The 22,119-nt window shown below is 67.4% G+C and carries 26 protein-coding genes; 10 read left to right on the top strand and 16 right to left on the bottom strand.

The features are described 5' to 3' along the window. Window positions 1-9 precede the first annotated feature (9 nt). The 3 genes from ispF to carD are packed head-to-tail and all read right to left on the bottom strand — an operon-like array spanning window position 10 to window position 1,673. Entirely contained in the window at window positions 10-501 is a 492-nt protein-coding gene (gene ispF / locus ACWDTP_RS18765; RefSeq protein ID WP_450022401.1) for a 2-C-methyl-D-erythritol 2,4-cyclodiphosphate synthase, read from the bottom strand. Further along, window positions 498-1,178, bottom strand: a complete 681-nt coding sequence (ispD, locus tag ACWDTP_RS18760) for a 2-C-methyl-D-erythritol 4-phosphate cytidylyltransferase (protein WP_450022399.1) — start codon at window positions 1,176-1,178, stop codon at window positions 498-500. The genes ispF and ispD overlap by 4 nt, the downstream gene beginning before the upstream one ends. 6 nt (window positions 1,179-1,184) lie before the next feature. Further along, window positions 1,185-1,673 carry an RNA polymerase-binding transcription factor CarD gene (gene carD, locus ACWDTP_RS18755; protein WP_011731020.1) on the bottom strand — a complete coding sequence of 163 codons (489 nt, stop codon included), beginning with the start codon at window positions 1,671-1,673 and terminating at the stop codon, window positions 1,185-1,187. A 282-nt stretch (window positions 1,674-1,955) separates the two neighbouring features. On the opposite strand from carD, the gene ACWDTP_RS18750 reads away from it, so the two are divergent. Genes ACWDTP_RS18750 through disA form a run of 3 tightly spaced genes read left to right on the top strand, consistent with a single transcriptional unit; the run spans window position 1,956 to window position 5,149 of the window. After that, window positions 1,956-2,543, top strand: coding sequence for a hypothetical protein (locus ACWDTP_RS18750; RefSeq protein WP_450022392.1), 588 nt, complete (start codon window positions 1,956-1,958; stop codon window positions 2,541-2,543). Between the two features lie 52 nt (window positions 2,544-2,595). After that, a complete protein-coding gene (gene radA / locus ACWDTP_RS18745) occupies window positions 2,596-4,008 on the top strand; it encodes a DNA repair protein RadA (protein WP_450022390.1) in 1,413 nt (470 codons plus the stop codon). 22 nt (window positions 4,009-4,030) lie between these two features. Further along, window positions 4,031-5,149 (top strand): DNA integrity scanning diadenylate cyclase DisA, encoded by a 1,119-nt coding sequence (gene disA, locus ACWDTP_RS18740; RefSeq protein WP_450022388.1) that lies wholly within the window; start codon window positions 4,031-4,033, stop codon window positions 5,147-5,149. 1 nt (window position 5,150) lies between these two features. Here the strand turns inward: disA and ACWDTP_RS18735 are convergent, their stop codons facing one another. Both ACWDTP_RS18735 and ACWDTP_RS18730 read right to left on the bottom strand, forming a co-directional pair. After that, window positions 5,151-5,927: a hypothetical protein gene (locus ACWDTP_RS18735; protein WP_450022386.1), complete on the bottom strand. Its 777-nt coding sequence runs from the start codon at window positions 5,925-5,927 to the stop codon at window positions 5,151-5,153. Window positions 5,928-5,994: 67 nt separating this feature from the next. Then, window positions 5,995-6,615, bottom strand: a complete 621-nt coding sequence (locus tag ACWDTP_RS18730; RefSeq protein ID WP_450022384.1) for a carbonic anhydrase — start codon at window positions 6,613-6,615, stop codon at window positions 5,995-5,997. Between the two features lie 25 nt (window positions 6,616-6,640). On the opposite strand from ACWDTP_RS18730, the gene ACWDTP_RS18725 reads away from it, so the two are divergent. From ACWDTP_RS18725 to ACWDTP_RS18710, 4 genes are all read left to right on the top strand, one after another. Continuing rightward, entirely contained in the window at window positions 6,641-7,531 is an 891-nt protein-coding gene (locus ACWDTP_RS18725) for an A/G-specific adenine glycosylase (RefSeq protein ID WP_450022382.1), read from the top strand. Window positions 7,532-7,875: 344 nt separating this feature from the next. Continuing rightward, on the top strand, window positions 7,876-8,685 hold the full coding sequence (locus ACWDTP_RS18720; protein ID WP_450022380.1) for a helix-turn-helix domain-containing protein: 810 nt from the start codon (window positions 7,876-7,878) through the stop codon (window positions 8,683-8,685). A 43-nt stretch (window positions 8,686-8,728) separates the two neighbouring features. Further along, a complete protein-coding gene (locus ACWDTP_RS18715) occupies window positions 8,729-9,943 on the top strand; it encodes a cytochrome P450 family protein (RefSeq protein WP_450022378.1) in 1,215 nt (404 codons plus the stop codon). Next, complete coding sequence (locus tag ACWDTP_RS18710) at window positions 9,940-10,407, top strand: cupin domain-containing protein (RefSeq protein ID WP_450022376.1); 468 nt, start codon at window positions 9,940-9,942, stop codon at window positions 10,405-10,407. The genes ACWDTP_RS18715 and ACWDTP_RS18710 overlap by 4 nt, the downstream gene beginning before the upstream one ends. A gap of 16 nt (window positions 10,408-10,423) precedes the next feature. Here the strand turns inward: ACWDTP_RS18710 and ACWDTP_RS18705 are convergent, their stop codons facing one another. Further along, window positions 10,424-11,404, bottom strand: coding sequence for a helix-turn-helix domain-containing protein (locus ACWDTP_RS18705; RefSeq protein ID WP_450022374.1), 981 nt, complete (start codon window positions 11,402-11,404; stop codon window positions 10,424-10,426). Between the two features lie 71 nt (window positions 11,405-11,475). On the opposite strand from ACWDTP_RS18705, the gene ACWDTP_RS18700 reads away from it, so the two are divergent. Beyond that, window positions 11,476-11,739, top strand: coding sequence for a hypothetical protein (locus ACWDTP_RS18700; protein ID WP_450022372.1), 264 nt, complete (start codon window positions 11,476-11,478; stop codon window positions 11,737-11,739). Here the strand turns inward: ACWDTP_RS18700 and ACWDTP_RS18695 are convergent. Further along, window positions 11,722-12,483, bottom strand: coding sequence for an alpha/beta fold hydrolase (locus ACWDTP_RS18695; protein ID WP_450022370.1), 762 nt, complete (start codon window positions 12,481-12,483; stop codon window positions 11,722-11,724). The genes ACWDTP_RS18700 and ACWDTP_RS18695 overlap by 18 nt on opposite strands. A 39-nt stretch (window positions 12,484-12,522) precedes the next feature. Here ACWDTP_RS18695 and mhuD point away from each other — a divergent pair, with 39 nt between their 5' ends. Both mhuD and ACWDTP_RS18685 read left to right on the top strand, forming a co-directional pair. After that, window positions 12,523-12,840: a mycobilin-forming heme oxygenase MhuD gene (gene mhuD / locus ACWDTP_RS18690; protein ID WP_450022368.1), complete on the top strand. Its 318-nt coding sequence runs from the start codon at window positions 12,523-12,525 to the stop codon at window positions 12,838-12,840. A gap of 13 nt (window positions 12,841-12,853) precedes the next feature. Next, the gene (locus tag ACWDTP_RS18685; protein ID WP_450022366.1) at window positions 12,854-14,179 is read left to right on the top strand and encodes a serine hydrolase; all 1,326 of its coding nucleotides are present in this window, start codon (window positions 12,854-12,856) and stop codon (window positions 14,177-14,179) included. 3 nt (window positions 14,180-14,182) lie between these two features. Here the strand turns inward: ACWDTP_RS18685 and ACWDTP_RS18680 are convergent, their stop codons facing one another. The 9 genes from ACWDTP_RS18680 to ACWDTP_RS18640 form a co-directional block, all read right to left on the bottom strand. Continuing rightward, window positions 14,183-15,001: an enoyl-CoA hydratase-related protein gene (locus ACWDTP_RS18680; RefSeq protein ID WP_450022364.1), complete on the bottom strand. Its 819-nt coding sequence runs from the start codon at window positions 14,999-15,001 to the stop codon at window positions 14,183-14,185. 80 nt (window positions 15,002-15,081) lie between these two features. Beyond that, complete coding sequence (locus ACWDTP_RS18675) at window positions 15,082-15,969, bottom strand: LysR substrate-binding domain-containing protein (RefSeq protein ID WP_450022362.1); 888 nt, start codon at window positions 15,967-15,969, stop codon at window positions 15,082-15,084. A 24-nt stretch (window positions 15,970-15,993) separates the two neighbouring features. Further along, window positions 15,994-17,358, bottom strand: coding sequence for an MFS transporter (locus ACWDTP_RS18670; RefSeq protein WP_450022360.1), 1,365 nt, complete (start codon window positions 17,356-17,358; stop codon window positions 15,994-15,996). A 21-nt stretch (window positions 17,359-17,379) separates the two neighbouring features. Next, a complete protein-coding gene (locus tag ACWDTP_RS18665; protein ID WP_450022358.1) occupies window positions 17,380-18,162 on the bottom strand; it encodes an enoyl-CoA hydratase-related protein in 783 nt (260 codons plus the stop codon). A 13-nt stretch (window positions 18,163-18,175) separates the two neighbouring features. Continuing rightward, window positions 18,176-19,348 (bottom strand): CaiB/BaiF CoA transferase family protein, encoded by a 1,173-nt coding sequence (locus ACWDTP_RS18660; protein ID WP_450022356.1) that lies wholly within the window; start codon window positions 19,346-19,348, stop codon window positions 18,176-18,178. A 282-nt stretch (window positions 19,349-19,630) separates the two neighbouring features. Then, window positions 19,631-20,179 (bottom strand): histidine phosphatase family protein, encoded by a 549-nt coding sequence (locus ACWDTP_RS18655; protein ID WP_450022354.1) that lies wholly within the window; start codon window positions 20,177-20,179, stop codon window positions 19,631-19,633. 6 nt (window positions 20,180-20,185) lie between these two features. Further along, on the bottom strand, window positions 20,186-20,977 hold the full coding sequence (locus ACWDTP_RS18650; RefSeq protein WP_450022352.1) for a CbtA family protein: 792 nt from the start codon (window positions 20,975-20,977) through the stop codon (window positions 20,186-20,188). Window positions 20,978-21,000: 23 nt separating this feature from the next. Then, complete coding sequence (locus tag ACWDTP_RS18645) at window positions 21,001-21,216, bottom strand: CbtB domain-containing protein (RefSeq protein WP_450022350.1); 216 nt, start codon at window positions 21,214-21,216, stop codon at window positions 21,001-21,003. A gap of 203 nt (window positions 21,217-21,419) precedes the next feature. Beyond that, on the bottom strand, window positions 21,420-22,119 hold a 700-nt coding region (locus tag ACWDTP_RS18640), incomplete at its 5' end, for an AAA family ATPase (protein ID WP_450022348.1).

The following is a 22,119-nucleotide window of genomic DNA, read 5'->3' as shown; positions in this document are numbered from 1 at the left end:
AGATCGGGGCTACTTTGCAGGACCGACCGGTTCGGCGACCACCAGGGCGGTGGCGACGGCGGCCAGACCCTCGCCGCGGCCGGTGAGACCGAGACCGTCGGTGGTGGTCGCCGAAACCGAAACCGGTGCTCCCACAAGCTCGGAGAGCACCCGCTGGGCCTCGTCCCTGCGGGGTCCGACCTTCGGCCGGTTGCCGATCACCTGGACCGCGGCATTCCCCACCGCGAAACCCGCGTCGCCGAGCAGTCCGCGAACGTGGCGCAGCATGTCGGCTCCACTGACCCCGCGCCACTGCAGCCTGCCGGTGCCGAACACCCCACCGATATCGCCGAGGCCCGCCGCGCTCAGCAGGGCGTCGCACAGTGCGTGGACGGCGACGTCACCGTCGGAGTGGCCCGAGCAGCCGTCGGCGTCGTCGAACAGCAGCCCCAGCAGCCAGCAGGGCCGCCCGGTCTCGACCGGGTGTACGTCGGTGCCCAAACCGACCCTCGGCAGGGTCACGCCCCGCGCCCCAATACGGTCTCGGCGAGCAGCAGATCCATCGCGGTGGTGATCTTGAAGGCCAGGGGATCACCGTCGACGATCTGGACCGGGGTGCCGATGTGCTCGACGAGTGAGGCGTCATCGGTGACCGATCCGGCCCCGGACGCCACCGCAGCGTAGGCGCGGCGCAGCACCTCGGCGTGAAAACCCTGCGGGGTCTGAACGGCGCGCAGACCGGCCCGCTCCGGTGTCCCCAGCACCACACCGTTGGCGTCGACCGCCTTGATCGTGTCGGCCAGTGCGATGACCGGCACCACCGCCGGGTGCCCGTCCCGCAGCGCCCGCACCACCCTGGCGATGAGCTCCGGCGGGGTCAATGCCCGCGCGGCGTCGTGGACCAGAACGAACTCGGCGTCATCGGCCGCGTCCACGGCAGCCATCGCCAGCGCGACCGACTCGGTCCGCTCGGCTCCCCCGGCGACCACCTCCGCCGCGCCGCCGAAGATCAGCTTGGCCTCGTCGGTCATGGTGGGGGGCACCGCGATCACGATCCGATCGACCACACCGGATGCCCGCAACCCGTCGAGGGCGTGCTCCAGCAGGGGTTTGCCCGCAAGTTCGACGAAGGCTTTCGGCCTGCCCGCGCCGAGGCGCTCACCAGACCCGGCGGCCGGAACGACCGCAACAGTTGCCACCGCGGGTCAGGACGCGGCGGCCAGAACCTCGTCGAGGATGGTCTCGGCCTTGGCGTCGTCGGTGTTCTCGGCCAGCGCGAGCTCGCCCACCAGGATCTGCCGGGCCTTGGCCAGCATCCGCTTCTCGCCCGCGGACAGGCCACGTTCCTGATCGCGACGCCACAGGTCGCGGACCACTTCGGCCACCTTGTTCACGTCACCGGAGGCCAACTTCTCCAGGTTGGCCTTGTAGCGGCGCGACCAGTTGGTCGGTTCCTCGGTATGCGGCGCACGCAGCACCTGGAAGACCTTGTCGAGGCCTTCCTGACCGACAACGTCGCGGACTCCGACATATTCGGCGTTGTCTGCGGGTACTCGAACGGTCAGATCCCCCTGCGCGACCTTGAGGACGAGATATTCCTTCTGTTCACCTTTGATAGTCCGGGTTTCGATCGCCTCGATCAACGCAGCACCGTGATGTGGATAGACGACGGTGTCTCCGACCTTGAAAATCATCTGATTCGAGCCCCTTTCGCTAGTCCATGTTAACACGGACGCTGATCACACGCGCACCAACGGTGCAGGTCAGGGGCACTGCAGGTAAAGACTAGGGGTTGACAGGGTAGCCAATTCGTGCAAACGCAGGCGCGTTGCACAGCCCGAATAGCACCGCCGCGCAAACCGATCCCGGGAATGTCGCGGACCTGATCGATCGGTTGCCAACCCTCGCATTCCGCCGGTCACCGCGACCTACTACTCTGCATAGTCGAGAACGGTTACCCAGTTCAGGAGGCTTGCGTGAACCGCTTCACATTCCGTGGCTCCGCCGGTCTGGCCGCGTGCGGCCTGGCCGCGGCGGTGACCCTCACCGCATGCGGTGCCGGTCAGGTCTCCCAGACGTCCACTCAGGAGCCGGCGGTCAACGGCGTCAACGCCCAGGCCGGCCAGGTCTCGCTGCGCAACGTGCACCTGCGCGCACCGCAGCAGACCGACTACGTCGAACCCGGGTCGGCGGTCGAGTTGCTGTTCGTGGCGGCCAACGATTCCCCAGAGGGCGACAACAAGCTGCTCTCGATCACCTCCGACATCGGGCAGGTCACGCTGGCCGGCGACGGCACGGTACCGGCCAACGGCGTCCTGTTGGTGGGTGAACCCGACGGCCAGCTGGCCTCGGTTCAGAGCACGGAGCCGGCCGACGCGGTCACCGCCCAGGTGGCGCTCACCCGGCCGATCACCAACGGCCTGCTCTACGACTTCACCTTCAACTTCGAGGACGGCAAGACCACCGTCGCGGTCCCGATCTCGGCGGGCAGCGAGCCGCGCCGCGACAAGACCGGCGACACCGAGGAAGCCGAGGGCGCGCACGACGCCGCCGGCGGTCACTAGACCGCGGGTGTCCTGACCCGGTTGTGTCGGTGCCTGCCGATACTGTCGTGACGTGGCCGCTTCGAAAGTACGTTCGCAGTACCGCTGCTCCGAATGCCGGCACGTCACGCCGAAATGGGTCGGCCGGTGCGCCAATTGCGGCACCTGGGGCACGGTCGACGAGGTAGCCGTCCTCTCGGTGCCCGGCGGCAGGTCCGGATCGGCCCGGCGGTCGGTCGCGCCGAACTCCCCCGCGGTACCGATCACCTCGATCGACCCCGGGATCACCAAGCACTACCCGACCGGGGTCACCGAGCTGGACCGGGTGCTGGGCGGCGGTCTGGTGGCTGGCTCGGTCACGCTGCTGGCCGGCGATCCCGGCGTCGGCAAGTCGACCCTGCTGCTCGAGGTCGCCAACCGTTGGGCCCACACGGGCAGGCGCGCGCTGTACCTGTCCGGCGAGGAATCCGCCGGGCAGATCCGGCTGCGTGCCGAACGGACCGGCTGCACCCACGACCAGGTGTACCTGGCCGCCGAATCCGACCTGCAGGTCGCGCTGGGCCACATCGACGAGGTGGCACCCAGCCTCGTGGTGGTCGATTCGGTGCAGACCATGTCCACCACCGAGGCCGACGGGGTCACCGGCGGGGTGACCCAGGTGCGCGCGGTGACCACGGCGCTCACCTCGTACGCCAAGACCGCTCAGTCCGTGCACCCGGACCACCCGGCCGTGGCCATGCTCCTGGTCGGCCATGTCACCAAGGACGGCGCCATCGCCGGGCCGCGATCCCTCGAGCATCTGGTCGACGTGGTTCTGCATTTCGAGGGTGACCGCGCATCGACACTGCGGATGGTGCGCGGGGTCAAGAACCGATTCGGCGCGGCCGACGAGGTCGGCTGTTTTCAGTTGCACGACAACGGCATCGAATGCGTCAGCGATCCGTCGGGGCTGTTCCTGGACCAGCGGCCGGTGCCGGTCCCCGGCACCGCCGTCACGGTGACGCTGGACGGTAAGCGGCCGATGATCGGCGAGGTGCAGGCGCTGGCCACCTCCCCGAGCGGGCCGCCGCGCCGCGCCGTCAGCGGTATCGACTCGGCCCGTGCCGCGATGATCGGTGCCGTGCTGCAGACCCGGTGCGCGCTGCCGATCGGCACCAACGACCTCTACCTGTCCACGGTGGGCGGAATGCGGCTCACCGACCCGTCCGCGGATCTGGCCGTGGCCCTCGCCATCGCGTCGGTCTATCTCGAAGCCCCGCTGCCGATGAAGGCCATCGCGATCGGCGAGGTGGGTCTGGCTGGCGACATCCGCAGGGTCACCGGCATGGAGCGCAGGCTGGCCGAGGCGGCCAGGCTCGGCTTCGACGTCGCCGTGGTGCCGCAGGGAATCACCTCGGTACCGGCCGGGCTGCGCGCCATCGCGGTCGACAATATCGGGGCGGCGTTGCGGGCCCTCAAGGACATCAGCAAAGATGGCGCCAACTAACGCCCGACCCTAAGGAGGGCTGATGGCGGTTACGTCCGGGGGAAGATCCGGGCACAACGTCGTGCAGCTGGCCCGGCCGACGCTGCGTGAGACGCTGGGGCGGCTGGCGCCGGGAACACCGCTGCGCGACGGCCTGGAGCGGATTCTGCGCGGCCGCACCGGTGCGCTCATCGTGCTCGGCTACGACGACAGCGTCGAGGCCATCTGTGACGGCGGGTTCGTGCTCGATGTGCGGTACGCCCCGACCCGGCTGCGCGAGCTGTCCAAGATGGACGGGGCGGTGGTCCTGTCCAGCGACGGCAGCCGCATCGTGCGGGCCAATGTGCAGCTCGTTCCGGATCCGTCGATCCCCACCGACGAGTCCGGCACCCGGCACCGTTCGGCCGAGCGCACCGCGATCCAGACCGGCTACCCGGTGGTGTCGGTGAGCCATTCGATGAGCATCGTGACCGTCTATGTCGCCGGTGAACGCCATGTGGTGCCCGATTCGGCGACGATCCTGTCCCGCACCAACCAGACCATCGCCACCCTGGAGCGCTACAAGGGCCGCCTCGACGAGGTCAGCAGGCAACTCTCGACCGCCGAGATCGAGGATTTCGTGACGTTGCGCGACGTCATGACGGTGGTCCAGCGGCTGGAGATGGTGCGCCGCATCAGCCTCGAGATCGACGCCGACGTGGTCGAACTCGGCACCGACGGCCGTCAGCTCAAACTGCAGCTCGAAGAACTGGTCGGCGACAACGACACCACCCGCGAGTTGATGGTGCGGGACTATCACGGCAACCCGGACCCGCCCACCGCCGCTCAGATCGGCGCGACGCTCGACGAGCTGGACGCCCTCACCGATAACGAACTGCTCGACTTCACCACGCTGGCCAGAGTGTTCGGCTACCCGTCGACCGCGGAGGCGCAGGACTCGGCGATGAGTTCGCGCGGCTACCGGGCGATGGCGGGCATTCCGCGGCTGCAGTTCGCGCATGTCGATCTGCTGGTGCGGTCATTCGGCTCGCTGCAGGGCCTGCTGGCCGCGAGCGCCGACGATCTGCAGTCGGTCGAGGGGATCGGGTCGATGTGGGCGCGCCACATCCGTGAAGGGCTTTCCCTGCTCGCCGAGTCGACGATCGCCGACCGGCTGGCCTGACTCAGTTGCCGGGCACCGGCGATTCGGCCGCGGGCGCACCCTGGGCCGGAGGCGGCGCAGGCTGCTGCGGACTCGGCTGCGCCAGCTTGAACGGAACCGTCGCCGATCTCAGATTGCCCAGCTGGACCACCAGGTTGTAGGTGCCGGGCCCGATCGGCTGGCGCGGCAGCGGGCACTGCGGACCCGAACCCATACCGGTCCAGGTCACCTCGGTGGTCACCTGCTCACCCGGGTTGAACGTCTTGACCAGGGTCTCGTTGGACGGGGCGCAGTCCAGGTTGGACCACAGCCGGGTGTTGTCGAGCGAGTAGACGTAGGCGGCGAGCACCGCGGCGCCCACATCCCGCTGACACGCCACCAATCCGATATTGGTGACCACCATGGTGAACTTCGGCTGATCGCCGACGACGTACTCGGGCTGGCTGGTGATGCCCTTGACCGCGAGTGTCGAGTCGGGGCAGTCGTCCCCCTCCTTGAGCACCGGAGGCGGGGTGACCGCGGCGGTCGGCGTCGCCGTCGGGGGCGGCGCATGCTGGGCCGGCGGCACCACCGGACTCTTGACGTCCGGATCCTCGCCAGGCAGTGGGGTCGGCGGGGCGGCCGTCGCGGTCGGCTTGTCGTTGTCGGCGGCGGTATCGGCACCCGAGCTGTTGGTCACGATCACCGCGACGATCGCGGCGATGATCCCCACTACGACTACCGCGACCCCGATAGCCAGCGCCCTGCGCCGCCGGTAAATTTCCGGGGGCAGGGGTCCCTGTGGTTCCAGATCCAACACGGCTTTCACGGTAAGCCCAGGTCATCCCGGTTTGCCCGAGGCGACCCGGCGTGTCGCGGCCGAGCTTTCAGGCGTGGCCGATTTCGCCCAGATGGCTTCGTAATTCCACCCGGCCGTCGGCCAGATGATAGGTGGCGCCGACGATTGCCTGGGTGCCCGCGGCCAGGCCGTGCGCGATGGCCGCCGAGCGCATCTGCAGCTGCGAGACGGTCTCCTTGACGTGGTGGGCCTCGAACTCGTCGACCCGGGTCAGCCCGGAGTGGCGGCCCATCAGGATGGACGGCGTCACCCGCTCGACGATGTCGCGCACGTAGCCGCCGGGCACCTGCCCCTCGTCGAGCGCGTTGATCGCGGCCTTGACCGCGCCGCAGCTGTCATGCCCGAGCACCACGATCAGCGGGACCTCCAGGATCGACACCGCGTATTCGATCGAGCCGAGCACCGCATTGTCGATGACGTGGCCCGCTGTCCGCACCACGAACATATCGCCAAGGCCCTGGTCGAACAGGATCTCGGCGGCGACCCTGCTGTCCCCGCAGCCGAACACCACCGCCGTCGGCTTCTGGGCGTGCGCGAGGCTGGCCCGGCGCGCGATGTCCTGGCTGGGATGCTGCGGTTCACCCGCGACGAAGCGGGCGTTACCGTCCTTGAGTGCCTTCCAAGCCGACACCGGATTCGTATTGGGCATGGTCGTCATTCTGCCCGAGGCGCCCGTGAGCATCGATCCGGGCGAACTTCTGCGCTGGTACGCGCACGCCCAGCGCGATCTGCCGTGGCGGCGTGCCGGGGTCACGGCCTGGCAGATCCTGGTCAGCGAATTCATGCTGCAGCAGACCCCGGTCGCGCGGGTCGAGCCGATCTGGCTGGCCTGGATCGAACGCTGGCCCAACCCGTCGGCGACCGCCGCGGCCGGCTCCGCCGAGGTGCTGCGGGCCTGGGGCAAACTCGGCTATCCGCGGCGCGCCAAACGGCTGCACGAGTGCGCGGTCACCATCGCATCGGACTACGGCGACCAGGTGCCCCGCGACGTCGACACCCTGCTGACCCTGCCGGGCATCGGCGCCTACACGGCCCGCGCGGTGGCCTGCTTCGCCTATCACCAGCCAGTCCCCGTGGTCGATACGAACGTGCGCCGGGTGGTGGCGCGGGCGGTGCACGGCCGGGCCGATTCGCCGGCCAGCGCCCGCGATCTCGACGAGGTCGCCGCGCTTCTGCCCGGCGACGACACCGCGCCGGTGTTCTCGGCGGCGCTGATGGAACTGGGTGCCACCGTGTGCACCGCGCGGGCACCGCGGTGCGGGATCTGCCCGCTCGGCCACTGCCCGTGGCGATCGGCCGGCTACCCGGCGGGCACCGCCGTCAAGCGGGTGCAGCGCTACGCGGGCACCGATCGCCAGGTCCGCGGCAAGCTGCTGGATGTGTTGCGCGACAGTAGTTCTCCGGTACCCCGGGACCGGCTGGACCTGGCCTGGCTCAGCGACACCGCGCAGCGCGACCGCGCGCTGGACTCGCTGCTGGTCGACGGTTTGGTCGAGCAGACGGCGGACGGCAGGTTCGCGCTGGCAGGCGAAGGTGACGATGCGGGCGACGGAGGAGCCCGTTGAGGAACCGAGCATCCCACCCAGAAGGTGACGATGCGGGCGACGGAGGAGCCCGTTGAGGAACCGAGCATCCCACCCAGAAGGTGACGATGCGGGCGACGAAGGAGCCCGCTGAGGAACCTCGGCCGCCCTGATCCGATGAACGTCGTCGAGGGCCGTCACGTTAACACCGACATGCCATACCTGACCGGCGATGTGCGGCGATGCCCTGACCTGTCCAGCGCACGGCTGGTCGGCGGCCGACTCGCGATCCCAAACATCCGGAGAATCCGTGCCGTTCAACTTCTCAGCACCGAAACAGCTCCCGACAGTACGGACGAATTCCTCTCCCGACAAACCTCGTTGGCGTGCCAAAAGACTCAGTGTTAGCGCAGTTCCTGCGCACTCGCCGGGCCCAGCTGCGACCTGCCGATGCCGGACTCCCCAGCGGCGGTCGTCGCCGGGTGGCGGGACTGCGCCGCGAAGAGGTGGCCCTGCTGGCCGGCATCAGTGTCGACTACTACACCCGAATCGAACAGGGCCGCGAGACCAGTCCCTCCGACCGGGTGCTCGACGCGATCGCGCGAGCCCTGCACCTGGATGAGGAGGGCGCCGCCTATATGAGCGGGCTGATCAGACAGCCCCGGCATGCGCCGCCCCAGACCCCGGCACAGTTGGACCCCGCGCTGGACTGTCTGATCGCCGGCTGGTCGCTGTCCCCGACCCGTATCCACGACGGTGCTCTGAACATCCTGTCGGCCAACCCGGTTGCGATCGCCCTGTGCCCGTCGTTGAGTCCGGGCAGCAATACCCTGCGGGCCCTGTTCCTGGATCCGGCGATGAAGAGCTTCCACCGAGATTGGGAAAGGCGGGCGGCATGCGCCGTCAGCTGGGTCAGATCCCGAGCCGGCCGCCATCCGGATCCCGCCCTGACCTGCGTGGTGGACGAGCTCACCGAAAAGAGCCAGGCCTTCCGGGAACTGTGGTCCCGCCACGACATCAGACCCGAGATCGGCGGCACGACCCGGATCACCCATCCACGCATGGGTTCACTGACCCTGAATTTCCAGCACATGCTGCTACCCCGCACCGATCACGTCCTGATCACGTCCTGGGCCACACCGGGATCGGACTCCGAACGTGCCCTGCGCCGACTGGGTGCGCCACACCGGGGATAAACTCGGCCTGTACCAACGAATCTGGCCGACCGATGATCGAATCATGGCCGACACCATGGATAATCCCGTGCCGCTGGACCGCACGTTCATCCAGAATACGCACTCGCTGTACCGCCGGTTGAGCATGGCCGGCCCGGTGCACCGCGTGACCGTCTGGCAGGGTGTGAAGGTCTGGCTGGTCACCCGGTATGCCGAGGCCAGGTTGCTGCTGGCCGACCCCGGACTCAGCAAGCGACACGATGCGGTCACCGCGGCGTTCGAACCGAGTACCACGGGCCCGACCGACCTTTCGATCGGCGCCAATATGTTGTTCGCCGATCCACCCGAGCACACCCGACTGCGGCGGGTTCTCGCCGACGCGTTCAGCACGGTACCGCCCGCTTCGATGCGCGCCCGCGCCGAGGCCATCGCCGACGAACTGCTGGACCCGTTGGAACGATCGGCGGGCGCACATCCCGTCGATCTGATCGCCGGCTATGCCGCACCGCTGCCGATCCGGGTGATCTGCAAACTCCTCGGTGTGCCGGACCGGAGCGCCGGCGCCTTCCGCGCGGCGGTGGCGCAGTTGGTCACGGCCACCGGCGCGGGCCAGGTGGTGTCGGCACACGACGACCTGGCCGACTTCCTGAAGGGCATCATCGCCCAGAAGCGCAGTGCCCCTTCGCGGGATCTCCTGACGGCGCTGACCGCGGCCTCCGACCGCGGCGACCGATTATCCGAGGACGAGCTTCTGGCTACGACGTTTCTGCTCATCTTCGCCGGGTACGAGACGACTACGAATCTGCTCGGAAACGGCATCCTGGCGTTATTGCGGCATCCCGCCCAACTGCGGATGCTGCGGCAGGATCGCACCCTGATCCGCCCGGCGATCGAGGAGTTCCTGCGTTACGAAAGCCCGCTGAACACCGCCACCCTGCGCGTAACGAAGACCGATATAAGCCTGGGCGACAACATAATACCGGCCAACGAGCTGGTGCTGATCGGCTTGTCCTCTGCCAATCGCGACGGCCTGCGGTTCACTGCGCCCGACACCCTCGACATCACCAGAAACCCGCGGTCACACCTCGCGTTCGGCCATGGGGCCCATCACTGCATCGGCGCGTCCGTGGCACGGATGGAGGCCGAGGTTGCCTTCGATCGGCTGCTCTCCCGGTTCGGCTCGATCGAGCTCGACACCACGATCCCGCTGCGCTACCGGCACAGCATCATGATGCGCGGGCTGATCGCGCTCCCCGCCCGCCTGGCGGTGAGCCGATGAACACGTTGCGAAGCTACGACGTTCAGGATCTGCTGGCACATCTGCTCAGGTTGGCGGCGTTGGCGGTGGTTCTGACCGGCACCCTCACCGTCTCGGCGACATCGCACGCGACACCGCCCGTCGAGGCCCGCTCGGTGGTGCTGTCCAAACAGACCGTCGACGGGATGGACTACATCGTCAGCGAGATCACCATCGCGCCCGACGGCAGCACCGGATGGCATACCCACCGGGGTTTGATCTACGGCATAGTCAAGTCCGGCACCCTGACCCACTACGGGCCGGACTGCCGCCAGGACGGTGTCTACGCCGCCGGTACCCCGATCACCGATCCGACCGGGCGCGATCACGTCCATCTCGGCCGTAACGAGGGGACGGTACCCGTGGTGCTGCTGGTGACCTATGTGGACAAGGCGGGAGCGCCCACATCCGACGGCGCACCCAATCCCGGCTGCCCGGTCGACTGACGGGACAGCCCGCCGGTCACGCCGTCGCCTCGGCGAGTTCGGAATCCCCTCCCGCACAAGCGAAGCGGCGCCGGTAGTCGGACGGCGTGACCCCGATGACGCGGCGGAAGTGGTGGCGCAGCAGGGTCGCGGTACCGAATCCGGCCTGGCCGGCGATCCAGTCGACGTCCAGGTCGGTCTCCTCCAGCAGCCGCCGGGCGTAGAGCACCCGCTGATCGGTGATCCACTGCATCGGCGTGGTGCCGGTCTCCTCGACGAACCGGCGGGCGAAGGTACGCGTCGACATCGCCGCCCGCCTGGCCAGGGTGGACACCGTATGCGGCTTGTCGAGGTTGCCGATGATCCAATCCAGGTGTGGGGCAAAGCGCTCCGAACATCGAACCGGAATCGGCTGGTCGATGAACTGCCGCTGGCCGCCGTCCCGCTGTGGCGGGACCACCATCCGGCGGGCGATCTTGTTGGTCACCTCGCTGCCCAGCTCTCGGCGCACCAGGTGCAGGCAGGCGTCGATTCCGGCCGCCGTCCCGGCACTGGTGATCAGGTTCCCGTCGTCGACGAACAGCACATTGCGGTCGACTTTCGCGGTCGGATACATGCGGGCCAGTTCGTCGGCGTGCATCCAGTGGGTGGTGCAGGGCCTGCCGTCGAGCAGCCCCGCGGCGCCGGCCAGGAATGCACCCGAGCACACCGTCAGGATGGTCGAACCGGAGGCCGCGGCGGCCCGTACGGCTTCCAGCGCCTCGGGGAGGTAGTCGGTACCGGCGATGGCCGGGATGGCCACCAGATCGGCGCCGAGCAGATCGTCGAGACCGTTATCGGGGGTGAGTGTCGCACCGACCGAAGTCCGCACGGATTTCCCGGGTTCCGGGCCGCAGACCTTGAAGTCGAAGTTGGGCACTCCGTCGGCGGACCGGTCGATGCCGAAGACCTCGCAGATCACCCCGAACTCGAAGACCGCCAGCCCGTCGAGGACCAGCGTCGACACACTTTTGAGCATGGCAGCATTTTATCGCAACGTGTCGCCGCTGCCACTGTTGGCGGCATTTTCCCCTAAGAACAATTACTGCCATGACTGTTGCACTTGCCCTCTTGATCATGGTTTCGCCGTTTGCGGTCGCCGCAGCGCTGAGCTGGGCGGCGCACCGCAGCAATGCCCTACGGATCCATCTCGACCAGTTCCGCGTCTCGGCGCCGATGATGGGCCGGCTGTTCGACATCGATCCCCCGAGCTACGAGGTGTACCGCGCCGAACACGACATCGACGCGATCCGCACGCGCTTCGAGAGCGATCCGGTCTGGCCCTCGCCGGGGGTGTTAGGCGAGCGCCGCTAGAAATCGGGTGACCGCGACGCGGTAGGCATCGGGTTGTTCGTCGTGGACGAGATGACCGGCGTCGGGAACCCGCAGGTACGACGTCAGGTGGCCGGTTTCGGCCATCTGCCGCATCTGCCCCTGCGGCGCCACCGAATTGCCCGCCTCGATCAGCAGCGTCGGCACCGCCGCACCACGCCACTGCTGCCAGTAGTCGCGCCTCCCCCACTCGGCGGCGATGTCCACCCACCGCTGCGGGTGGCCGTGTAGCCGCCAGCCGGTGTCCGTGCGATCGAACGCCTCAAGGAAGTACCGGCCGGCGACCGGTCCGAATTCGTCGTATACCGCCTGCGCGGAACCGAACTCGACCGGCAGGGCATGCACCCACGGCTCCCACGGTCCGGTGGTGCGGCCGCGGAAGTCGGGTGCCATGTCCTCGACCACGATGCCGGTGACCAGCTCGGGTGTCTCGGCGGCCAGGCACCACGAATGCAGCCCACCCATCGAATGCCCGACCAGCGCGGCCGGCCGGCCCAGCGTCCGCACCGCCGCACCGAGGTCGGCGACGAAGCGCTCGGTGCTGATCGGGCCGGGGTCGACGGCATCGCGTCCGCGGTGCCACGGCGCGTCGTAGGTGTACACCTCGCCCAGCTCGATCAGCCACGGCACCTGACGCGACCAGGTGCTGCCGCGCCCCATCAGTCCGTGCACCAGCACTATGGGCTCGCCGTGACCACCGTGGTGGGCGAGCGGTTCTGTGACCATGTCGTTATCTTGCCCTCCGGGCGCGGTAGCCTGAACGCCATGCCCGTCGTGAAAATCAACGCCATCGAGGTCCCGCCCGACGCAGGCCCGGAACTGGAGAAGCGGTTCGCGCACCGTGCACACGCCGTCGACAATCAGCCCGGCTTTCTCGGGTTTCAGCTGCTCCGCCCGGTCAAGGGCGAAGACCGCTACTTCGTGGTGACGCAGTGGGAGACCGAGGAGGCATTCCAGGCCTGGGCTTCCGGGCCCGCGATCGAAGCGCACAAGGGTCAGCAGACCAACCCGGTCGCCACCGGCGCATCACTGCTGGAGTTCGAGGTTGTGTTGGACGTTGCGGGGCCCGGCGCCAACGCGTAGCCCGGGCCGGGCGTTGCGCCGCACAGCCGGTCTGACGGCAATCGTCGCGGTCGCAGCGGCCCTGGCTTGCGGCTGTTCACACAGTGTCGCCCCGGCGGCCGAGGTGTCCTACGGCGCCCATATCGACACCAACACCCCACCGGGCCTGCGCGCCAGGCAGGTCATGGACATGCTGAACTCCGACTGGCCCATCGGCCCGATCGGCATCCGCACCCTGGCCGCGCCGGATCAGGTCGACGAGGTCGGTACCAAGATGGACGCGATCTGGTGGGATCGCCCGTTCACGGTGAGGTCGGTGGACGTCGGTGCCGGCCAGGCCACCCTGCACCTGTTGACCTCGTACAACGTCGCGCAGGACATCGAGCTCAAGACCAACGACCTCGGCCTGGTGGACCGCTTCGAGATCGACCTGAACCCGCCGGTGATCAACAGCTGGTCCGATATCGACGCCGAGCTGACCAAATCGGGTGCGCGCTACTCCTACCAGGTGTCGAAGGTGTCCGACGGCAACTGCCAGAAGGTCGCCGGCACCAACACCAACCTGTCGCTTCCGCTCGCGTCGATCTTCAAACTGTATGTGCTGCTCGCGGTCTCGGATGCGGTGAAGGCCGGAACGGTGCACTGGGACGATCACCTCACCGTCACCAAGGAGGGCAAGAAGCTCGGCTCGGCCGGGCTGGACAAACTGCCGCCCGGCGCCCAGATCACCGTGCGCACCGCGGCCCAGCAGATGATCTCGGCGAGCGACAACATGGCCACCGACCTGCTGATCGGCCGGGTCGGGACGCAGGCCGTTGAGCGCGCCCTGGTCACCGCACGCCACCACGACCCGGCCAGCATGACGCCGTTCCCCACCATGCACGAGGTGTTCTCGATCGGCTGGGGCGAGCCGAATCTGCGCGAGGAATGGAAGAAGGCCTCCCCGCAGGATCGGGTGCGGATGCTCAAGCAGACCAATTCCCGCCCCTACCAACCCGATCCGAACCGCACCCACTCCCCGGGCTCGAACGACGGCCTGGAGTGGTACGGCAGCGCGACCGATATCTGCCGGGTGCACGCCGCCCTGCAGGCCTCGGCCGTCGGCGCGGCCGAACCCGTCAGCGACATCCTGTCCGCACTGCCCGGCATCGACCTCGACCCGGCGAAATGGGGCTACATCGGCGCCAAGGGCGGCAACCTGCCCGGCGACCTGACCTTCAGCTGGTACGCGGTCGACCACACCGGGCAGCCGTGGGTGGTCAGCTTCCAGTTGAACTGGCCCCAGTTCCGCAGCCCGACCGCGGCCGGTTGGCTGCTGTCGATCGCCAAGCGGGCGTTCGCCATGGCACCTGTCGACTAGCCGTTACTCGTCGGAGAACCGGGGAGTGCGCTTCTCCAGGAATGCGTTCATTCCCTCCCTTTGATCGTGGGTTCCCAACCTGGCGAAGAAAGCTCCGCGTTCGTATTGCAAGCCTTCGGCGAGAGTCGCCTCGAACGCCTGGTTGATCGCCTCCTTCACCGCTCGGCTCGCCGGGCGGGACATGCGCGCGATCTGCTGCGCGACGGCCAGCGCCTCCTCCAGCAAGCGGGCGGAAGGGACGACTCGACTTACCAGGCCGATCTTCTCCGCCTCCTCGGCCGTCAGACTCCGTCCGGTGAGACAGAGGTCCATGGCCTTGGTTTTCCCGACCGCCCGCGTCAGTCGTTGCGTTCCACCCAGCCCGGGGAGTATGCCCAGGGTGATCTCCGGCTGGCCGAATCGCGCGGTGTCCGAGGCGATGACAAGATCGCAGAGCATGGCGAGCTCACAGCCACCGCCGAGGGCGTAGCCGGACACCGCGGCGATGATCGGTTTACCAATCTCGCCCAGCGAGTCCCAGCCGGAGAACAGCTTCCGCGCCTCGGCCTGCTCCGGTGTAAGGGCGACCATTTCCATGATGTCGGCGCCCGCGGCGAAGGCGCGCTCGGAACCGGTCACCACAATGACCGCGATACCGGTGTCCGCATCGAATTCGTATACGGCGTGCACTACTTCGGATTCGACCGTTTGGTTCAGCGCATTGAGCGCATCGGGCCGGTTCAGGCGGATCAAACCCACGCCTGGCGCCGGGCGGGCCGTGTCTATCGTCGTATAAGGGGGCAGCTCTTCCGGATCCTGCTCAGCGCGGGACACCGCGGGCATGATTCTCCTTCGTTGGTATCAGAAACGTTCGAGCGACGTTACTGCGGCAATGCCCACACCCCCTACTCAGGTGCTGAAAATCATTCGGCGACTGCGGCTTTGAGCCACGCACGGAAGGCGACAAGAGCCGAGGATTGCCGACGTTGCGCATGCCAGACGAAATAGTAGGTGAAGCGGCCCAGGTCGAGGGTGAAATCGAACGGAGCGACCAGAATGCCTCCGGCGAGCTCCTTTTCGACCAGCGCCTGCTGCGCGATCGCTACCCCGTGACCCTCGATGGCGGCTTGGTAGGCGAGCAGCGATGTCTCGTACTTCATCCCGCTGTAGGCACCGGCTGCACCGATTCCCGCGGCCTCCAGCCATCGTGCCCAATCGTCGATCCGTGCCAGCGAGTGCAGCAGTGTCGCATCGACCAGGGCCGTCGGTTCGGTGAGTGCGGTTCGCCCTTCCGGCGCAACGACCGGCACCAGTTCGTTGGGAATCAGAGGTTGGGCACCGAGCCCGGACCAGTTCCCGTCGCCGAGTTGGATGCCGGCGTCGATGTCCTCGCGGTCGAGGTCGATCGGCGCCGACGACGCGGTCAGCTGGACGTCGATGTCCGGGTGCAGTCGGTGAAAGCTGGCCAGGCGGGGAATCAGCCACCGCACCGCGAACGTCGCCGGAGACCGGATTTTCAGCGTCGCACTCCCGACACGGGGCCGCACGGCTTCCGTGGCCTGCTCCAGTGCCACGAAAAGCGGCCCGACTTCGGCCAGGAACCGCGCGCCTGCGGGCGTCAGCTCCAGACCGCCGTGCACACGGTTGAACAGGCGCACATCCAGGTAGCGCTCCAGGGCCCGGACCTGACGGCTGACCGCGGCGGGCGTAACCGACAGTTCGGCCGCGGCTTTCGAGATGCTCAACAGCCGCCCCGTCACTTCGAACACCCTGGTCGGGTTCAGTGGCGGCAACGGGTCCCGATGCGCCATCACGATGAACGATCGTACCCGGGGTCACAGGTTCGCCGGGGTCGGATTCTCGCGCACCACGGGCGGCGCAGGGGTGGTTACGACCTCGCCACGGCGGGACCGTTCCGAACGAAGGCCCCAGAACAGCGTCACTGCCAGGCACGGCATCAGCGAGACAACCGAGTACGCGACACCGGCAAGCTGATTGCCGGTGAGGTTGACCAGAGAAAGACTGATGAGCGGGAGGAAACCGCCGAACAGGATGTTGCCCAACTGCTGGGCGAAACCGAAGCCGGTGGTGCGATTCTGCGGCGGGAACTGTTCGGTGATGAACGCCGGCAGCGGGGCCATGACCATTGCGGTGAGAACTGCGAGCACCGCGATGAGCGCCGAAACGGCAGTCCACGAAGAGGATTGGGCGGCGGCACGGATTCCGACGAAGGCGGGATAGACCGCGACCATCCACAGCACGATGCCCGCGAGCATGACGCGGGATCGGCCGATGCGGTCGGACACCGAACCGAACAGCGGGTAGCACGGCGCCGCGATGAGAATTGCTACCGCCAGGCACAGATTGGTGTGGGTTTCGTCGACGTCGAGCACGTCCTGCAGAAAATAATGCATGTAGATGATCGACGTGTAGAGCGTCACCGAGGTGCCGCCCTGTGCGCCGAATGTGGCGAGCAGGATCGACTTCCACGAGTCCCAGGTGCGGATGGTGTCGATCAGCGGTGACTTCGACAGCTGCCCGGACCGCTGAAGTTGGGTGAACACCGGGGTTTCACGCATGCGCAGCCGGATCACCGTCGCGACCACGACGATCGGCGCGGAGACCAGGAACGGAATGCGCCAACCCCAGCTGAGGAACGCATCCGGGGGCAGCACCACCTTGAGCAGCGATACGAGTACGAGCGCGATGAGTAAACCGATCGTGGCCGTGCTCTGCAGCACGCTCGTATAGCGCCCTCGTTTCCCGGCCGGGGCATGCTCGGTGACGTATACGACGGCCGACCCGTACTCGCCACCGAGCCCCACGCCCTGGACGATCCGCAGGAACAGCAGCATCGCCGGTGCCCATGCACCGATAGCGGCGTAGGTGGGCAGACAGCCGATTGCGACTGTGGCCACGCCCATGACCGCCAGGGTGACGACAAAGGTTCTTTTCCGGCCGATGCGATCAGCCATCGGGCTGAAGATGACCGTTCCGAGCGGCCTGGCAAGGTAGGACACTCCGAATGTTGCGGCAGCGAGAAGCGTCGCGACCAAGGCATCCTGGGAGGGAAGGAACAGTTCGGTGAGTGTCCCGGTCAGGGCGACGTAGACGAAGAAGTCGTAGTACTCGAGCATGGCGCCTGCGCTCGATGTGGACAGGATGCGCAGCATCCTGCTCTTGGGCTCGTTGTTGGGCACGGTATCTCCTCGTTGAGATGACTAAACCTTGTTTTCCAGGAACTGCTGCACCTTCGTGCGGTGCTCATCGCCGCAGAGCAGGATGGCCTGCATTGATGCGGCCATCTCCAGTGCGGCTGGGAGCCCGCACTCCGCCGACTCACGGACCAGACGTTTCGCCACGCGCAAGGCCTGCGGCGGGTTGGCCGCGATCATGCGGGCCAATGCTGTGCTCTCGGTGGCGAACTCCTCGTCGGGCACGACCCGGGACACGATGCGCAAGTCCAATGCGGTATCTGCGGAGATGAACTCGCTGGTGAGAGTCAACTCCATCGCCTTGGCGACGCCGACGGTCCGCGACAGGAACCAGGCGCCTCCGATCCCGGACACCAGACCCAGCCGCAGGAAACTCTCCGCGAACCGGGCGGATTGCGCCGCGATGCGCACGTCGCACATCAGGGCCACGTCGAATCCCGCCCCCACCGCGGCGCCGTTCACGGCGGCGACCGAGGGCACCTCAAGGGCGTGCAGCGCGCGGGTGATTCGGTGCAATCCGGTCCGGAGCCGGCTCCGGACTTCGCCGACCGTCCCGGCCATCAGGTCCGCGCCCCGTGCCATGTCCTTGACGTTGCCGCCGGTGCAGAAATGCCGCCCGGTCGAACGGATCAGGACGCAGTGCACATCGGGGATGGTGTTGGCGCTCTCGAGCGCTTCGGCGACGGCCTCGGCCATCGCGGTGTCCAGCGCATTCCCGGTGTCCGGGGCGTTGAGCGCCAGGGTGAGCACGGAGTCGGAGATGTCGGTCTCGACCAGGGGTGCGTTCATCGAACTCCTCACTTCACGATGCGGTAGGTTGCGCGACGTCGTCGGTGATCACGCCGCAGTCGATCAGGGCGTCGACCTCGGATTCCGAAAGCCCGTATTGTGCAAGCACTTCGGCCGAATGCTGACCCGGCAGGGGTGCCGGTCTGTCGGGTGGCGCGGACGGCTGCGACGGGCCGAGCACGAATCCCGGTGTGCGGATGGGTCCCGACGCCCCGCCAAGCCCACTGGCGCGAAACTCCTCGGACGCCACGACCTGTCCGTATCCGTTCACAGGCGCGCACAAGATATCGCGCGCCGATAGCCGGTCAAGCCATGAGCGTGTGTTGCGTTCGCGGAGCAGGCTACCGAGTTCAGCGCGCAACACCGGCCGATTACGGACCCGCCCCTCGTTGGTCGCGAAGCGGGAATCCACACCAAGCTGGGGCGCGTCGAGTGCGTCGCACAGCGCGGCCCACCGTACCGGGTCGTAGGCGGCGATCATGATCCAGCCGTCCGAGGTGGGAAGCACTTCATTGGGGGCCGCATACGGCGCCGCGCTACCCAGCCGCTGCGGTTCGGTGCCCGAGGCGAAGTACGAGGCGAATCCGGTCTGCTGCAACAGGATCGTCGCGTTGTAGAGGCTCACGTCGAGCTGCTGACCGCCGCCGCCGTCATGCACCTCGCGCAACGCCGCGAGTACCGCGATCGAGGCAAGGTAGCCGGTCACCATGTCGGCCACCGGCACCTGGACCTTCGCCGGGCCGGAGCCCGGGTCCCCGAGGGTGCTGATCAATCCGGCGATCGCCTGCATTACTCCGTCCACGCCAGGGCGGTCCCTGGCAGGACCGACTTGCCCGAACGCGGAGATCGAACAGTAGACCAGCGCCGGATTCTCGGCAGCCAAGGTGGCATATCCGAGCCCCAGAGCCGCCATGACTCCGGGCCGGAAGCTCTCGACCACGACATCGGCCTGCCGCGCCATGCGGCGTACCGCACGCTGTCCGGCAGGCGTTTTCAGGTTGATGGCCAGACTGCGCTTGTTCCGGTTCATGCTGAGCGATATCACGCTGCGCCCGTCGAGCCACGGAGGCCCGATCTGGCGCCCGATCTCACCGGTCGGCGGCTCGATCTTTACGACGTCGGCGCCGAGATCGGCGAGGGTCATCGTGCACAAAGGGCCCGCGACGACGTGGGTAAAATCGAGCACGCGAATTCCCCGCATGCTTTCTCGAAACATTGTCTCCTGATTTCTTCACGGGGTTGGTCCGTCCGTTGAGATCAAGTTAAGGAGACGTTTCCGCCAAAGACAATCGACAATATTTGCTGGTGGCGTTGACTTTTGGTAAAGAACTACCCCGTCGGGGTGCATAACCGCACGTCGCACAACCGCGAGCGCTGACCGTCTACGGTTGCGGTTCCGGATTGACATTGCCCCGACGTTGGGGATCCGACCTGGCGCGCCGGACCGCGGCCGAGAAGGCCGGGGAAACTAGCTGCTGCGCAGCGTCCAGGCGTGGCCACGGAAGTGCATGACGGTGCGGCTCACCGGTGCGATATCGATGCGCCAGAACGATTTCGGCGGGGCGTCGAGGGCGATCAGGATGGCCGCGCGGATCACCGCCGGATGGGTCACCGCGATCAGCCTGCCGCGCTGCGCGGTGAGGGTATGCATCCAGCGGCGCACCCGGTCGATCACCTCGACGACGGATTCACCGCCGTGCGGCGCCCGGGTCGGATCGGTCAGCCACACCGCGAGGTCGGCCGGACGCACCCCGGCCAGCACATCGCCGCGCCACCGGCCGCAGTCCAGATCGGCCAGGCGCGGTTCGACCCTGGCCCGCAGCCCGAGCAGTTCCGCGGTCTGGCGGGCGCGTTTCTCGGGCCCGCAGAACGCACCGTCGATGACGCCGAGATCGATCGAGGCATCGGCCTGCCGGTGGCCGAGTGAGTTCAGCGGCTCGTCGTTGGGAAACCGTCCGGCCGCCATCGCGTCGGTCATGGCATGCGACACCAGGGACAGCCGGACGACCTCACTCACTGGAGCTCACGCGGCGACGGACTGCTTCTTGGAATCGAGCAACCGGGCGGCCATCGCCCCGAACACCAGGCCGATCGTCGCCCAGATGACCACCTGGGTGCCCAGCGAGTACAGCCGGAACTCATAGAGGTCGTCGGCCGGAAATCCGCCGAAGATGATGGCGCCCGCATCGTCGCGCACCGGGCCGGGCGTCTCGTCGATGGTGGGCAGCACAAGGTAGACCACGGCGACGGCGACCACATAACCGCCCGCCGCGGCGAGCGTGGCGTTCCACGCACCCAGTTTCGGCAGCAACCGGCGACCCAGGTAGACCGCGGCCACCATCAGCGCCGCCGAAAGCACCACCATCAGCAGATACAGCAGGGTGCGTTGCTGGATGGTGCCGTCCAGGCTGACCGCCGGCGGGTTCGGCGGGTATTTGAGCGCGGGCACGATCCACAGCGAGACCAGCATGCCGCCCGCGGTGAGTGCGGCCAGCGCCCTGGCCGAGAGGCCGGTGCGGCCGTGGACGGCGCAGAAGACGACGGCCAGCAGCGCGCCCATCGCCACGCTGAACGCCAGCACCCCGAGACCCATGCCGATATTGGACTGGATCCCCCTGGTGAACACCTCGCCGCCGTCGCCGTGCGAATGCCCGCCGTGGGCGTGCGCGAGGGCTTCCCTGGCCTCGCCGACGCCCTCCTCGTAACCGATCGCGCGATCGATCACCGGCTCGATGAAAACCTTGGCCCACACAAAGGCGAGCACACCGGCCACGACGCCGGCCAGAAAGCCGCGCCAGACGATGAACTTCTCCATTGTTCTGTTGTCCCCCGGTCAGCTCAGTGGCAGGGGAAACCAAGCAGGTGGCGGGCGTCGTGGACGAATTCGTGCACATAGGTGTTGTTGCCGAACACCGATGTCGCACCCTGGTCCATACCGACGAAATACAGGACCACCAGGGCGAAGAACGCCGTCAGGGTCAACCAGAGGACGGCTTTGGTGGCCGAGAGGTCGATCGCGGGGGCGGATGTCTTACGCGCCTCGGATGCAGTCATCGTGTGGTCCTTTCTGGGAATTCGCGTCCCAGTCCGAAGAGTGACGGATAAAGGGTCTGACTGTTGACAGTGGCGCGACCGTTCTGGATTCTCACCAGATTCCTTTGTCCGTCGTTTACATCAGCAACCTAAGCACGCGGTGCATAACCCGGTCAATGCGAAATGGGCCCCCGACGAATCGGGGGCCCATTTGCCTGGTGGTATTACTCGCTCGCGCCGGCTGCGCCCGCGGCACCGGCCGCGCTGGCGCCGGCCAGATCGGGCTCGACCGGCTCGGGCCGCTTCGGCCCACCGACGAAGGTGAACTTGGCGTCCTCGCCGGCGCCCTCGCCGTCCCAGCCTTCCACGTCGACCGTGATCAGCTGCCCCGGACCGACCTCCTCGAACAGGATCTTCTCCGAGAGCTGGTCCTCGATCTCGCGCTGGATGGTCCGGCGCAGCGGCCGGGCACCCAACACCGGATCGAAGCCGCGCTTGGCCAGCAGCGCCTTGGCGGTGTCGGTCAGCTCCATCTCCATGTCCTTGGTCTTGAGCTGGTTTCCGACCCGGCCGATCATCAGGTCGACCATCTTGATGATCTCGTCCTGCGTCAGCTGGTGGAAGACGATGATGTCGTCGATGCGGTTGAGGAACTCCGGGCGGAAGTGTTTCTTCAGCTCGTCGTTGACCTTCTGCTTCATCCGCTCGTAGTTGTTCTCACCGCCGCCCTGCGAGAAGCCGAGGCCCACCGCCTTGGAGATGTCGGAAGTCCCCAGGTTCGAGGTGAAGATCAGCACGGTGTTCTTGAAGTCGACCGTGCGGCCCTGACCGTCGGTGAGGCGACCGTCCTCCAGGACCTGCAACAGGCTGTTGTAGATCTCCTGGTGGGCCTTCTCGATCTCGTCGAACAGCACCACCGAGAAC

The sequence above is a fragment of the Mycobacterium sp. NPDC003449 genome, assembly GCF_053588415.1.
This window is presented reverse-complemented; position numbering and strand designations above follow the sequence as displayed.